Origin of the sequence: Acinetobacter johnsonii CIP 64.6, assembly GCF_000368045.1 — a bacterium.
GTDB classification, from domain to species: Bacteria; Pseudomonadota; Gammaproteobacteria; order Pseudomonadales; family Moraxellaceae; genus Acinetobacter; species Acinetobacter johnsonii.
Genome location: NZ_KB849235.1, coordinates 562,374 through 576,877, shown reverse-complemented (window position 1 = coordinate 576,877; position 14,504 = coordinate 562,374). Strand labels below are relative to the sequence as shown.

Annotated in this window: 17 protein-coding genes; 13 read left to right on the top strand and 4 right to left on the bottom strand. The window is 40.9% G+C overall.

What is annotated here, in order from left to right; genetic code table 11:
* The 7 genes from F986_RS08605 to F986_RS08575 all read left to right on the top strand — a co-directional run.
* The coding region (locus tag F986_RS08605) for a glycoside hydrolase family protein (RefSeq protein ID WP_004694082.1) at window positions 1-1,162 on the top strand (1,162 nt) is incomplete at its 5' end.
* A 102-nt stretch (window positions 1,163-1,264) separates the two neighbouring features.
* Window positions 1,265-1,690: an NlpC/P60 family protein gene (locus F986_RS08600; protein WP_004694080.1), complete on the top strand. Its 426-nt coding sequence runs from the start codon at window positions 1,265-1,267 to the stop codon at window positions 1,688-1,690.
* Window position 1,691: 1 nt separating this feature from the next.
* A complete protein-coding gene (locus F986_RS08595) occupies window positions 1,692-4,235 on the top strand; it encodes a phage tail protein (protein WP_004694078.1) in 2,544 nt (847 codons plus the stop codon).
* Between the two features lie 59 nt (window positions 4,236-4,294).
* The gene (locus F986_RS08590; protein ID WP_004694076.1) at window positions 4,295-4,576 is read left to right on the top strand and encodes a holin; all 282 of its coding nucleotides are present in this window, start codon (window positions 4,295-4,297) and stop codon (window positions 4,574-4,576) included.
* Window positions 4,566-5,075 (top strand): lysozyme, encoded by a 510-nt coding sequence (locus F986_RS08585; RefSeq protein ID WP_004694074.1) that lies wholly within the window; start codon window positions 4,566-4,568, stop codon window positions 5,073-5,075. Before F986_RS08590 ends, F986_RS08585 begins: the two co-directional genes overlap by 11 nt.
* Complete coding sequence (locus tag F986_RS08580) at window positions 5,076-5,372, top strand: ubiquitination-like system serine protease family protein (RefSeq protein ID WP_004694072.1); 297 nt, start codon at window positions 5,076-5,078, stop codon at window positions 5,370-5,372.
* Window positions 5,372-5,869: a hypothetical protein gene (locus F986_RS08575; RefSeq protein ID WP_004694070.1), complete on the top strand. Its 498-nt coding sequence runs from the start codon at window positions 5,372-5,374 to the stop codon at window positions 5,867-5,869. The genes F986_RS08580 and F986_RS08575 overlap by 1 nt, the downstream gene beginning before the upstream one ends.
* 112 nt (window positions 5,870-5,981) lie before the next feature.
* Here the strand turns inward: F986_RS08575 and F986_RS08570 are convergent, their stop codons facing one another.
* Genes F986_RS08570 through F986_RS08565 form a run of 3 tightly spaced genes read right to left on the bottom strand, consistent with a single transcriptional unit; the run spans window position 5,982 to window position 8,160 of the window.
* The gene (locus F986_RS08570) at window positions 5,982-6,797 is read right to left on the bottom strand and encodes a hypothetical protein (protein WP_004694068.1); all 816 of its coding nucleotides are present in this window, start codon (window positions 6,795-6,797) and stop codon (window positions 5,982-5,984) included.
* The gene (locus F986_RS18235; RefSeq protein ID WP_004694066.1) at window positions 6,788-6,940 is read right to left on the bottom strand and encodes a hypothetical protein; all 153 of its coding nucleotides are present in this window, start codon (window positions 6,938-6,940) and stop codon (window positions 6,788-6,790) included. The genes F986_RS08570 and F986_RS18235 overlap by 10 nt, the downstream gene beginning before the upstream one ends.
* A gap of 2 nt (window positions 6,941-6,942) precedes the next feature.
* Window positions 6,943-8,160, bottom strand: coding sequence for a tyrosine-type recombinase/integrase (locus tag F986_RS08565; protein WP_004694063.1), 1,218 nt, complete (start codon window positions 8,158-8,160; stop codon window positions 6,943-6,945).
* Window positions 8,161-8,315: 155 nt separating this feature from the next.
* Between F986_RS08565 and surE the strand changes: the two genes are divergently transcribed.
* From surE to F986_RS08550, 3 genes are all read left to right on the top strand, one after another.
* Window positions 8,316-9,086, top strand: coding sequence for a 5'/3'-nucleotidase SurE (gene surE / locus F986_RS08560; RefSeq protein ID WP_004694062.1), 771 nt, complete (start codon window positions 8,316-8,318; stop codon window positions 9,084-9,086).
* Between the two features lie 153 nt (window positions 9,087-9,239).
* The gene (locus F986_RS08555; protein WP_004694060.1) at window positions 9,240-10,058 is read left to right on the top strand and encodes a peptidoglycan DD-metalloendopeptidase family protein; all 819 of its coding nucleotides are present in this window, start codon (window positions 9,240-9,242) and stop codon (window positions 10,056-10,058) included.
* Window positions 10,059-10,153: 95 nt separating this feature from the next.
* Window positions 10,154-11,083, top strand: coding sequence for a LysR family transcriptional regulator (locus F986_RS08550; protein ID WP_004694059.1), 930 nt, complete (start codon window positions 10,154-10,156; stop codon window positions 11,081-11,083).
* Window positions 11,084-11,291: 208 nt separating this feature from the next.
* Here F986_RS08550 and rsmI read toward each other — a convergent pair whose 3' ends face one another.
* The gene (gene rsmI / locus F986_RS08545; protein ID WP_004694056.1) at window positions 11,292-12,137 is read right to left on the bottom strand and encodes a 16S rRNA (cytidine(1402)-2'-O)-methyltransferase; all 846 of its coding nucleotides are present in this window, start codon (window positions 12,135-12,137) and stop codon (window positions 11,292-11,294) included.
* A 332-nt stretch (window positions 12,138-12,469) separates the two neighbouring features.
* Here rsmI and F986_RS08540 point away from each other — a divergent pair, with 332 nt between their 5' ends.
* The 3 genes from F986_RS08540 to F986_RS08530 are packed head-to-tail and all read left to right on the top strand — an operon-like array spanning window position 12,470 to window position 14,495.
* A complete protein-coding gene (locus F986_RS08540; RefSeq protein ID WP_004694055.1) occupies window positions 12,470-12,877 on the top strand; it encodes a YraN family protein in 408 nt (135 codons plus the stop codon).
* Window positions 12,878-12,937: 60 nt separating this feature from the next.
* Complete coding sequence (locus tag F986_RS08535; RefSeq protein WP_004694053.1) at window positions 12,938-13,621, top strand: BON domain-containing protein; 684 nt, start codon at window positions 12,938-12,940, stop codon at window positions 13,619-13,621.
* Window positions 13,611-14,495, top strand: a complete 885-nt coding sequence (locus F986_RS08530; protein WP_004694051.1) for an alpha/beta hydrolase — start codon at window positions 13,611-13,613, stop codon at window positions 14,493-14,495. Before F986_RS08535 ends, F986_RS08530 begins: the two co-directional genes overlap by 11 nt.
* Window positions 14,496-14,504 lie beyond the last annotated feature (9 nt).

Genomic DNA, 14,504 nt, shown 5'->3' with positions numbered 1-14,504 from the left:
CTACACAGCAACAGAAGACTGCTTAATCGGTGTCCAGTCTGTGCATAATGTCAGCGAAGGCTATGATGGTTTAGATGATTATGTAGTGTTGAAAGGTGGAAAAGCAAAGTCTGATAATGCTGATTTTAAAGAATTTGAAAATACAGCATCGGTAAAATGGTTTGATGAAGAAGGGTTTTTAATATCGTATTTCGGTGATAATGATGTTGGTCAAAATCTTTTGTTAGCATACTCTAAAGATGGTATTAATTTTAAAGAGTTTTTAAAGTTTGTGCCTGATAATCTTCATACAATTAGAGACCCATCGATAATTCATCATAAAAATGGCTGGTGGTATGTAGTGCATACAAACACACCTTACGGTCAATCAATTAGCTCTGAAAAGTTCAATATTATTAAGTCACGAGACTTAATACATTGGTATAACGTTGCTCGAATCGGTTTCGATAACGTTAAAAACTGGGCGCCCGAATTTTTTGTCGACAGCGACGGCAGTGTACATATAATCGGTTCGATAAATATGTCATCTGGAGCTGAAAAATTTCAACCTTACATTTTTTCAGCGTTAGATGATGACCTGTCAAGCTGGTCTGATGGTGTTAAGATTCAAGGGGCTTTTAATAGTGCAACTACATCAACTTCTGATTCATGGATTGACGGCTTCATGTTCAAAATCGGCTCAAAATATCATTTTATTATTAAAGATGAAGCTGTCGGACACCGCTGGTTATCAATTTTCACATCATCAAGCTTGAAGACAGGTTTTGATACAATATTGAAAGACGGTAGTGCGTCATGGGGGAGTGTTTCGCAAAAAGTTGAGGCACCTTGTGTTATGGCGCTAGAAAACGGCAATTACCGAATCTATGCCGATGGTCTGCCACAAGACCAAGGCGGGCTGGGCCAATTTCTGATGTATCAAGATTTTGATAGTTCTTTTAATCCAATTTCAAGCGATATAACGAAAATCACATCTGACAGCCCAATGCGCCATGGAACAGTTTTAAGAGTGAAAGGTATACAGAAATATCTATCACAGTCTGAATTTGTCGCTGAAAATGTTTCAGATAGTGCAGTTCCAACAAATATTGAATCTGTGCTAGAGGAAATGCGAGAAATGAAAAAATCTTTAATTAAAGCTGGCTTGATGAAATTATCTTAATCACACAACAAACAACCCGAAGCCGAAGCTGTTGTCTGAAACGAAGATGATGTAAAAGGCCGCATTTAAGCGGTTTTTTATTGCCAAAATTTAGGTGAGTCTATGCAGAAAAACGATCTTGCTGTTGCTGAAGCCCTAACTTGGCTTGGCACCCCATACCATCATCAAGGGCGGGTAAAAGGCGTGGGTGTGGATTGTGGCACTTTGATCTGTGAAGTCTATGAAAAAGTGGGCTTGATGGATCACTTAGATCCGCGGCCATATCCACCAGATTGGCACATGCACCAGCTTGGCCAACGATATTTAGAGCACGTTTTATCAGTGTGTTATGAAGTCGATGAGCCACAGCCTGGTGACATTGTTCTTTATCATTTTGGCAAGTGCATCAGTCATGGTGCAATTGTCGTTGAATGGCCTACGATTATTCACTCCTATATTCATCAAGGAGTAATACTCCAAGATGGCACAAAAGGAAGTCTAGCTCGCAGAATTGCGGGCTTTTATCGTATGAAGAGGCTAAAAGAATAGTATGGGTGGAATATTTGGAAGCACAACGATCAGTACGTCTGATAAGCGCATCAATTCGATGCGCATTCAGCAATCTGCATACGGTCTGACACAGCCATTGGTGTATGGCAAAAATCGCGTTGCAGCCAATATGTTTTGGTATGGTGATTTTAAATCTACTGCCCATACAACGACCACTAAATCTGGTGGTAAAGGTGGTAAAACTAAGACCAAAAACACAACATATACCTATTCAGCATCTTTGATGCTTGGTCTATGTGAAAACAAAATCAAAGACATCGGCATTATCTGGCGTGATAAAGAACAGATCGTCACAGGTAATATGCCGATTATTATTGGTTATAAACGACAAGGATTTAATTCATTAAAACCGATTATTGAATATCGAATTCAGACACCAATCGAGCAATTAGGCTTTGAATTGTTTGATGGCGACCATAATCCTGTTTGGGGTTATTTAGCATCAAAACATCCAGATGAAGCGGTGCATTATCCATTCCTTGGGTATGTGGCGTGTGCTAATTATGATTTGGGTGGTAGTGCAGCATTATCGAATCATAATTTTGAAGTGATCAGCGATATTACCTTTTCAGAAACGATTCATGATGCGAATCCAGCTGACGTGATTGAAGATTTCATCACCAATCCACGTTATGGCGCAGCACCAAGTCTAAACATGGCTGATTTATCCGAATTTCGGACGTATTGTGCAGCCACCAATTTGTTGATCAGTCCTGCTTTGACTGAACAGCGTGAAGCATTTGAAATCATCAGTGAAATTGTGGAAGCTGTGAATTGTGCAGTGGTACCAAGCCCAGATGGTTTGAAAATCCGTTCATACGGTGACAGTGCAGTGACAGGAAATGGCGTGACATTTACGCCAAATCTTGAGCCAGTTTACCACCTGACTGATGACGATTTCTTGGGTGAAGATCAGCCAATTCGCGTGCGTCGTAGCCGTGACACAGATGCATACAATCATTGCCAAATTGAATACGCGAATCGCTTCAACCAGTACAACACTGAAACGGTTGAAGCCAAGGACCAAGCAAATATTGAAATGTTTGGGCTGCGTACACAAGATCCAGTCAAATTTGACTTTTTCTGCGAACCGAAAATTGCCCGTCATGCCGTGCAATTGCTATTACAGCGACGACTCTATGTACGAAATGAGTATGAGTTTGAATTGGGGTGGAAATACTGCCGACTTGAGCCGATGGACATTGTGACCATTACAGATGAATCATTGGGATTAAATCAGTTTCCTGTTCGAATCACACGAGTTGAAGAAGATGAAGAAGGTGTGCTTTCGATTACCGCTGAAGAACTGGCAGTCGGGTCACGTTCAGCAGTTGAGTATGATCTGCAATCATCAAACGGGTACCAAGGTGGCAATGAAGAACCAGGCAACGTCAATGCACCAGCAATTTTTGAGCCTCCTTTAGAATTGACAGGTGGTAAAAATCAAATCTGGGTCGCTGCGTCAGGTGGAATCAATTGGGGTGGGTGTAACGTCTGGACAAGTTTGGACAATACAACATACGAAATGATCGGGACCATTTATGGTTCAGCGCGTTACGGTACATTAGTTTCAGCCATTGATGCAGATGATACCGAGATGCAGATTCAGTTGAATACATCCAGCCAGATGTTCAGTGGTACGGCTGAAGATGCTGAAGTTGATGCAACACTGTGTAAAGTCGGTGATGAATATATCAACTATATCGATGCAACCTTGGATGGATCAGGGCGTTATACATTAAGTAGCATGCTTCGTGGCCGTTTTGATGATGCAAGCTCACACAATGCCGGTGAATCGTTTGTTCGTATTGATCGTGCCATTTTTGAATATGACTTCAATCTAAATATGATCGACAAACAGATTTATCTGAAGTTCACAAGCTTCAACGGACTTGAGCAAAAAGAAGAAACTTTAGATGAAGTGACGGCATACAGTTACACCATCAATGGTGGTCGTCCTACGGGTGTCAAAGGTTTATCATTGCAGTCCGCATTTGAAGCAATGAGCTTTAAAGCTCAATGGCAAAGTGCAGCTGGTGCCACAGGGTATATCGTTCAAATCATGTCAGGTGGTGTATTGCTACGTGAAGTTGAAACGACAAATACCGATTATTCATACAGCATGGATGAAGCAAAAATTGACGGTATTCAGCGTGCTTATACTGTTCGTGTCGCAAGTAAAAACGGTTCGATTGTCAGCACTTTTGCAGAGCTGAATATCAGTAATCCAGTGCCACCTCAATTGTTGAACGTGTACACATCGGCAACTGCAGATTCGATCACAGTGACTTGGATTCCAAGTGAAGTGCCTGATCTGAAAGATTACCAGGTGTGGATCAGTACCAATGCGAACTTTGATCCTGATACAACGGCAGCACGTTGGACGGGTACCGAAAATGCTTGCACGATTACTGGCTTGCAATCAACGACCACATATTATGTGCGTGTTGCTGCGCGGGATGTGTGGAAGCCGACCTCGTGGAACTATTCAAAACGAATCACACAAGCGACTGCGGATAGTTAAAATTTTCAACCATATAGCACCTTCGGGTGCTTTTTTATTACCAAAATTTAGGGGGCGAAATGTCTGAAACAACAGGGCAAGCAATTGCTGAAGCGAGTGCTGCAGTTACATCAATTTCAACCAAAACAGCAGTAGGGGGATCAATTGCTGGCTTGTCGGGGAAGTTATTGGGTTTAGATCCAATCACAGCGATTGGTTTGTTAGTAGCGATTGCAGGCTTATTAGTGAGCTTTATGAGCTTCTTGATTAATTGGTACTACAAGCGCCAAGAAAACAAACGTGCAGATCAACTTCATGAAATTGCGCTACGTAAAGCAAAGGATGAATGCAATGTCGAATAAAACCAAGATAGCTGTAACTATGGCAACTGTGATTAGTTTGGGCGGTGTTGCTTGGACGCAAAGCCGTGAAGGTACTGTACTTAAGCCATATTACGATAGTGTCAAAGTAGCAACTATTGGTACAGGCACTACGGTCTATCCAAACGGCAAAACAGTCAAAATCACAGATCCACCAATTACCAAGAAACAAGCCGCTGAATATCTACAATTTCACATGAACAAGGATGCCAAGATTTTCAATAAAACGCTTGTTGGTATTCCGCTTTCTCAAGCTGAGTATGACTTATATATGGACTTCACATACCAGTTTGGCACTGGCGCATGGTCGCAGTCTTCCATGCTTCGAAACTTAAAATCACGCAACTATGTGCAAGCCTGTAAGTCGCTATTGAAGTGGAAGTATGCAGCAAAGCGCGATTGTTCAATCCGTTCCAATAATTGTTATGGGGTTTGGACTCGACAACAAGCACGATATGACAAATGCATGGGAGCGCAGTAGGTGAGTGAATTTAAAAAAGTTAGCAATGTGCTTCTTGAGTCTAACGGTATTTATTTTATTGAATGCCCTGGTTGTAAAACCTTGCATCCATTTCATGTTGATCCAAAACATAAAATTCGTTGGGATTTTAATGGCAATTTAGAGAAACCAACATTTAGGCCAAGCTTAATGGTGAATCAAGGCCACCCTAGCCAATGTCATTCGTTTGTCACAGATGGAAAAATTCAGTTCTTATCTGATTGCCATCATGGATTGGCGGGGCAAACAGTTGATTTGCTAGAAGTGGAGGAATTCTGATGCCTATACTTTTACTGATATGGAATAACAAGCGCTGGACCTTAATCATTGTGCTTTTGATTTATGCCGTGTTCCAAACATGGCAATCTAATTCACTGACAGGTGATCTGAATAAGGCAAAAGCGAATTGTGACGTGCGTGTCTCGGAAGCAATTGCGCCTTATGAAACTGCAATCACAAAAGCCAAAGAACAGAAAGCCATTACTGAAAAGGCTTGGTCGGATAAATATATTGAGGTAGAACAAAATGCGATTAAAAAAATACAAGATGCGAATGCTGCCGCTCGTAGTGCTGACTTGGCTGCTAGTGGGTTGTCAAAGCAACTCAGTGAAGCAAACAAACGTTTGTCCACAGCTCCCCGCCAAACCATCATTGAGTACACCATTACCAACAGCGAGTTACTCGAAGCGTGCACAGAAGAATATCGAGGCGTGGCAGAAAAAGCAGATGGCCACGCAATTGATGTCGAACGATTGAGTGAGGCGTGGCCTGAGTGAATTATATGCTGTGCATCCTTTTATCAGGTTGCACAGCTCATTCGATTTCGACGAATGTGAGTGTGGGGATATGTGTGAAGGCTCTTTAAGTGGGGGTGTTTTTATATTTAATTTAGCTAGATACCGCAAGTCTATCAATACAATAATTCTCAATTTTGTTATGTAAATTAATAGTTTCTTCCAAAACACAACCATAAGTGACTGTGCGAGTTTGACCCCCAATAGATGCCCTAAGGGCATTTGGTTTAAATACATTTTGAATCTCCATTATATTTATTTGAATTTCTGACAAAGTGCCGCTGTACGGTCTAAAAATATCGTAAGAGCTCAATTGTTTGGAGTTATCATGTTGAGTAAGTGCAGCAATCGCATTTGTATAATAGCTTTTGTATTTTTTATGAAATAAGTCGATATAAAAGTCATTCAATATAAATAGGTGCTTATCGAAAAGGTTATAAAAATCTATAAGTGTGGGGTCTTTTTTTATCTTACTGTAGGCATTTATATTTGCATACAAGCCAATTACCGCTTCATAGAGATTAATTTTTGTGTGATCAAGGTAGTCAGTTTTAATTATTAAATACGAATCTATTTTTTTAAGGTTTTCAGAGTTTGATCTAATCTTATGGAGCTCTATAAATATAGGTTTTAGATCTGCAAGCACACCGTAAAGCAGGGAGGCTTCAAGATCATAGTTTTTTTCATCCCTCCAGTCATTAAATAGATGAGCTGCAACTATTGCAGCACCAAATGTCGTCAATCCACCAAAAAGGCCACCTGAAAACCCCAATGCATCTTTAAATGATTCTCTCGGAGTGTCAACAGGAAAACCTATCCATACAATAAAAAATGAAAGTATGGTTGTGATCGCTATGCCTACAGCAGTACCAAGTAATACAGTAAATGTTTCCTTCTTCACTAACTCCACACCCCACTCAAAACCGCATACTCACATGCACACCCATGCAAATAATCAAAACAACTATGCCAGATACACCAGCCTAATTTCTTATCCCACGGCTCAGACAGCGTCACGCACTGCTCAATATAATACTGTTCCCATGTTTTCATTTTTATTCTTTCCACCCATCCACAATATCAGCCCAGTCTTGGAGCATTTGCCTACGATCATCCAACCATTTTGCATGATTGTATGTCGCCCTTGTTTTATTTTCTTCAACATGCGCTAACTGCTTATTGATCCAATCGGGATTATAACCTTTCTCATTTAACAAAGTGGAAGCGGTCGCTCTAAAATCATGTGTAGTGACTTCCGGCAACCCAATAAAAAACAATGCTCTATTTAGTGTTGTTCTCGCCAACATCTCATCATTTTTAAATGGCGCTGAAAAAACGTAAGTCTCATTTTGAGAAATTTCATACTGCTCTTTAAGTAAGGCACACAGCTGATCCGACATCGGAACTAAATGAATATGATTCTTTTTGTTGCTGCGCTCCTGTTTGCGTCGTCTCGATGCCTTGGGAAACTCAATCACTTTTTCATTAAAATCCACAAAGGACCATTGCATGCGTCTAATTTCAGATGCACGCAACATAGAATACATCATAGCTAGGCAGGCATTTCTGACCGTTGTTGTGCCACCGTACAACTCTAGGCGCGTTCTTAGCTTGATGCGCTCATCTTTCTCTAATGGTCGTGCATGTTCAATTTCAGGCGCTTCTATGGCGCTCCTAACAGCGTATGTGGGGTCGTTATCTGCTCTGAGGGTAACAATGGCATATTTCATTACTAGACTGACAAATCTGCGGTTCTGATTGGCTGCTGCTTCACCTGTGCCGTAGTGACTAAGCTTCTTCACCCTAACCATAGTGTCTTTCATAATAGTGAGCACGTCGGAGGAATTGACATCTTTTACAGGCTTATGGCCAATAACTTTATAAATATCCTTTCGCATTGATCGCTTGAACTGTTCTATGTAGTCCTCACTTTTATATTTCATCTGTTCCAAAGCGTATTCTTCAGCTACAGCCTTAAAAGTATTGGTCGTGGCGGTCACAGCCTCAATCTTCTTTTTCTTCTTATCGTCTACAGGGTTAATATCATCCTTTAATAGCGCCTTAGATTCGTCTTTCTTTTTACGCGCTTCAGCAAGTGAAACGATAGGGTATTCACCAAAACTTACGGTTCCCTCTTTGCCATTCAGAGTGTATTTAAAGCGCCATATCTTCTTGCCAGAGGGTCTTACTTCAATGTATAACCTTTCTGCATCAAGCACTCTGTACATTTTTTCTTTAGGCTTTAAAGATTTTATCTTGGTATCTGAGAGCATCAAGTTACCCGTTCAATTAAATAAGTTACCCGCCACAGTACCCGTTTTTTTGACAGATTAGTGCGAACCAATACAGACTAAAATAGATTAAAGAAATAGATAAATAAAGGGGTGTAAAGGATTTTTTAGACTAATGTAGATTTAAGTAGATTATAGTGAATATTTTAATAGCCAATGACGATGGTGTTTTTGCACCAGGTATTCAAGCGCTCGCACATGCTTTACGTCCATTAGGTCGCGTGGTGATTGTAGCACCTGAAAGTGAACGCAGTGGTTTTTCCAGTGCTTTGACTTTAGATCGCCCCTTACGCCCAATCGAAATTGCACCCGACATGTGGGCAGTCAATGGTACACCCGCGGACTGTGTCTATTTGTCCATGAATGGCTTATTTGACTTTGAGTTTGATCTGGTTGTTAGTGGCATTAATAGCGGGGCAAACTTGGGTGATGATGTACTCTACTCAGGTACTGTGGGAGCAGCCTTTGAAGGGCGTCTAATGAAACAGCCAGCCATTGCGGTATCACTTGCGGGCCCTGAAGTGCGTTCGTACAATCGCCCAGAAGATTATCATCATGCTGCACAGTGGGTGCATGACTTTGTGAAACAAGGTTTGCCAGCACTGCCACCACGCCATATTTTAAATATTAATATTCCTGATGTAGCTGAGTTACAAGGCGCTAAAATTACCTATCAAGGACGTCGTCGTCAGTCTAAGCCGATTACCAGTCATGTTGACCCACGTGGTCGTCAAGTGTACTGGATTGGGCTTGCAGGTGAAGCTGTGGCGGAACCGAAAAGAGGCTATGATGAGGTGGAGTCAGACTTTTTCGCTGTGGCAAATGGTTTTGTCAGTATTACGCCTATTCAGATGGATGCAACCAACTATGAAGTTTTGCATGCATTACAAGGGCAAATAAGTTCTTAAAAGTCACTACAGTTGAGCAATACAAGGAATGTATTCAGCTGTTTGTTATAACTTTGTGAAAATACGCGCAGAGATACTATTTTCACATACTTTTTTGCTAATCTTAGCGCAAATTAAACTGATTATTTTTTGTATTTTTAGAGAGTAAGATAAATGTCTGTGTTGTCTCAAATTCGTTTTATTGCAATTCCTACAGCACTACTGAAAAAAGTCGTGTTATCTACTGCTGTAGTTTCAACTGTTATTTTGAGTGGTTGTGCTTCTAAACCACAGGTTAACAATGCAACACGTTTTGCGAAAGCACCAGACTATTATACAGTTCGTTCAGGCGACACGCTGAGCGGTATTGCAACTCGTTATGGGCTGAGTTACACCTCTGTTGCAGACATGAATGATATTGCTGCGCCGTATCGTATTTATGTGGGGCAGTCATTACGTTTAAAAGGCTCGGGTAGCCCACGTACAACTACGACGCAACCTATTACACAAACTGCTCCAATTCAACGTCAAAATGTTGGTCTCCCGAGTCAAAATACGACCACCACAACCACAACAACTCCTGCTAAAGTACCGACCGCACCTGTTGCGAGCTCGAAAAGTTCAACTTTACGCTGGGTAAAACCAAGTAATGGCGCTGTTTTGCAAGGTTATAATTTAGCAAATAATGTGAAAGGTATTCGCTATGCTGGTAACCAAGGTGATCCAATTTATGCAGCAGCAGATGGCCAAGTGGTGTATGCAGCAGACGGATTGAAAGAATATGGAAACTTAATTTTGATTAAACATATTGATGGTTATATCACAGCATATGCACACAACAGTGCAATGAATGTGAAGAGCGGTCAAAATGTGACGGCAGGGCAGAAAATTGCAGAAATGGGCTCCACAGGTGCAACACGCACCATGTTAGAGTTCCAAGTACGCTTAGATGGCAAGCCAATCAATCCGACTATAGTTTTACCATTAAATTAAAAAATCTGGATGCAACGCAAAAAATTCACCGTATAATACAATGAGTTGTTTTTATCAAATAGATGAAAACTTCTCATGAATCCAGAGAGAATTTTATGTTAGATCAACTACGGGCAATGGGTGTTTTTGCTTGTGTTGTCGAAAAGAGTTCATTTAGTGGTGCCGCGCGTGAGTTAGGCATCACTACAAGTGCTGTGAGTCAGCAAATTCGTTCTTTAGAGCAAGAGATGGAAGTTGTTCTTTTACATCGCTCGACAAGAAAGTTGAATTTAACTGAAGCAGGCCAGGCTTTTTTCCACAGCTGTCAAGAAATGCTCGCCGCTGCTGAACGTGGCAAAATACGTATCAATGAATTGCGCGATGATCTCGTGGGTGAGCTGCGAATAGCCACTACGCCAGAGTTAGGTGCCAATCATGTGATTCCTGCTTTGTCGCATTGGATGTCTGCACATCGCGGATTATCTATTCATATTGAAGCAGATAATCATTATGTGGATTTGATGAATGGGCGAATTGATATTGCGTTAAGAATGAGTCCAACGGTTGACGATCAAAGCGTACATGTCGTGCCATTGGCGCGCGTGGAACAGATTTTGGTTGCTTCACCGAGCTATTTGAATCAGTCTGCACCAATTTCACGACCTGAAGATTTGAAAAATCATGATCTTATTCCGATCACGATTATGAAGAACAATCATGATTTTGATTTTAAAAATGTGGTGACAGGTGATGCAGTTAAACTTGAGATGAAATCAAGAGTAGCCAGTAATAATATTTTAGTAACAAAGACTTTATGCCAACATGGGCATGGAGTTGCACGTATTTTATATTTGGATGTGCAAAAAGAATTGGTTAACGGTTCTTTAGTGGAAGTTCTTCCAGAGTGGAAGCTCCCTAACTTTACGCTATATGCCATCATTTCAAAGCATGAACAACAGCCGATGAAGATCCATCGTTGTCTGGATGCCTTGAAACAATACTTTTGCCAACTACCCGGCGGTCGTATTTACCAAGAAGTAAGCTAATTCGATAGAGATTGTAACTGGCGATCAGTCAACCCATACACATGCTTATAAATTTTAAATGATATAACTACATAATTTGAGTTAAGCGGTTCGCATGGAACCGCTTAACATGGAGAGCAGCAGAGAAAGACCAAAGCACTTACGTCTGTTGCTCTTTATTTTTTTTATTCACAATAAAAACAATACTTTTATTCTAAGCTATCGAAGCCTATTCAGCCTGATCTTGTGTTAATTCTAAAGCACGTTGGTAAGCAATTTTCTTTTTAATGCCGGTCAAATCAGCCGCTAACTGTGATGCAGCTTTCACTGACAAATCTTGTAAGAGACGTGTTAAAAGCTGGTCGAGTTTTTCTTGCGCGATATCTTTTTCAGTGGTCGCACCACCGACAACCAGCACAATTTCACCTTTTTGTTGATGATGATCGTTTGCAATAAATTCAACCAACTCACCTAAAGTCATCTTCTTGATGGTTTCAAAGGTTTTGGTAATTTCACGGGCAAAACCGACAGGGCGGTCAGCACCAAAGACTTTGGCCATGTCACTGACACTATCTACAATACGATGTGGTGCTTCATAAAAAATTAGGGTTTGCGTTTCGTCTTTAAGTTTTTCCAGACTTGCCAGTCGTTGGGTTTGTTTAGAAGACAAAAAACCTTCAAAGCTGAAACGATCACTTGGTAAGCCCACTGAGCTTAAAGCGGCAATGGCAGCACAAGCGCCAGGAACAGGGATTACGCGGATATTATGCTCTTGTGCTGCACGAACCAATTTAAAACCTGGATCACTGATAAGAGGCGTTCCTGCATCACTGATAAGCGCCATATCTTCACCTTTCAACAAACGCTGAATAAGGATGTCAATTTTGTTGCTTTCATTATGATCATGGCATGCAGTAAGTGGAGTTTGAATATTAAAGTGTTTCAGTAATTGTGCTGAAGTTCGTGTATCCTCAGCAGCAATGATTTTGACTGATTTTAGTACATCAATTGCGCGGTAAGTCATGTCATCTAAGTGCCCAATAGGGGTTGCGACTACAAATAACTGGGCACTCATGGGTTTTCTCCGCGCTGCAAAATAATAAAAGGATGGGGGGTGAGTCGTGTGCTTTGGTACATTCAACCGATACCGCGATAAGCATTCTACCTGAATTGTCCGTCGTGGCGTGAGCTAGAATGTTGTCGGCGATGCATTTGCAGGAGTCGGGAAGACATTCGATTGAAATCTAAACGCCAAGAAAGCTTTAAAACACGGAATGAAATGAAATGGTTGGCTTGAGAGATTCACAGCAGTGGTTTTAAACATCAAGACGTGAGATTTTTGATCGAAATTGAGCTTTTCAAAATGCACTGATTAAAAAATAAAAAGAAGTGGGGGAAGATAAAGAGATGAAGCTGGGACAATGGGCAGAGCAACAAGCTTTGAGTGTGCTAGAAGAACAGGGGTATGTTCATGTACGGTCCAATTATCACTCGCGCTTTGGCGAAATTGATCTGATTGTACAAAAAGGGCAGGAATTGGTTTTTGTTGAGGTCAAAGCACGCTCAAAAACGCGTTTTGCGCAGGCTATTGAAACAATTTCCTATTCAAAACAACGCAAAATAGCAAAAACGGCCATGTTATTTTTACAAGATCATCCACATTTCCAGCAATATTATTGCCGCTTTGATGTGATTTGTTTTGATTTTTTTAAAGAAATTGCAAAAACCATACAGCAAGATTTTTCAAAATTCACTTATGATCAGCAATGGATAGAAAATGCTTTTACTTTTGATCAAGACTTTATTAATCTTTGAACAAAATCAAAGCTGAAATGCTGAATTAAAATAGTTTGAAAAGTTGAGGAGTCTTGCTGAGTGTTCAATCGTATTGCAATGACCGTATTATGCGTCGCAAGTTTATCTGGATGTGCAAGTTTCATTTCGGGTGGGACAGGAACAGCCGCTGTAGGAACAGAAAGCGGTGCACGTTCATTAGGGCAGGTCTTTATTGACTCTTCAATTGAGCGTACTGCAAAAATTAACTTATATAAATTGGACAGTCGTTTTAAACAGTCACGTGTCAATATCGAAAGTTTTCATGGGAATGTCTTATTAACAGGACAAGTACCTGATCAACACTTACGTCAGTTAGCTGAAGACAATGTACGTGCGATGTCGGATGTCAAAACCGTGCATAACTACATTACAGTTGGAAATCAAATTAGTTATAGCACCATCATGCAAGACACCTCAGTTACGGCAAATACACGTGGCTTGATCATGAAAGCTGCTGTTGTTTCAGATGCGAAAGTGCGTATTCACACCGAAGATGGCGTGTTATATGTGATGGGACGTTTAAATGGTGCTGAAATTACCGATTTAAACCAAGTGTTACAGCAAGTGGGGAATGTGACTAAAATTATCACACTGGTGGATAATATAGATCAACAGTCGCAAACGACCAGTGCATTTGCGTCACCAATGATCAATTCAACACCGACAGAGCAAACGCCTGTTGCGATAGACCCAGACCAAGTTGAGCCAAATAATGTTCAATAAGCTTCATCCTTTTGTTCAAAGACTGAATCGTTCGGTAGAGTATGCAAGATTACTCTATCGTGACTTTCGTATTTATGATGTCGGTAGTTATGCCTTAAACCGTTTAACACCGCGTAAGGGTTATTCAGTCCAAGAAAATGTAGCCTATGGGTTACGTGCGCGACATCGTTTAGATTTGTTTCGTACACAAACACCGCGTGAACACCGTCCTCTGATTGTATTTGTACATGGCGGTGCATGGATGCATGGCGATAAAAAAGATTATCGTTTTATTGGAGAAGCCTTTGCCAAAGAAGGCTTTGATGTGGCGGTGATTAACTATCACTTGGCGCCTGAGCATATTTTTCCTGCCTCTATTGATGATCTCAGCTTGGCTTTAAATTATCTCAATGTGCATCAGCTTAAATATCAAATTTCGACTGAAAAAGTGGTGTTGATGGGGCATTCTGCGGGCGCGTTTAATGTGATGTCTGCGCTCTATCATCCGAAACCGTATGAAATACAATGCCGTAGTCAAATTAGCGCCATTATTGGTTTGGCAGGGCCTTATCATTTCGACTATAAAGGCGATCCAATTTGTGCAGATGCTTTTGATCAGAACAGACCCTATCAGGAAGTGATGCCGTATTATTTCGTCGAGTCAAATACGGTTAAACATTATTTGTTGGTTGCAGAGAATGATGATGTTGTTGGGTTAAGCAATGCTGTTGATTTGGATCGTAGGCTGAAAGAGAAAGGCAACTACAGTCAACTTTGGACAGTGCCGCGTATCGGTCATATTTCAATGATTGGTTCAGTATCGAGTTTGTTTAGTCGTTACTTCACGACCAAGCAAAAAATTATGCAGGCGCTTGAGGATGCGCTTAAGCACTAATTGGCATTT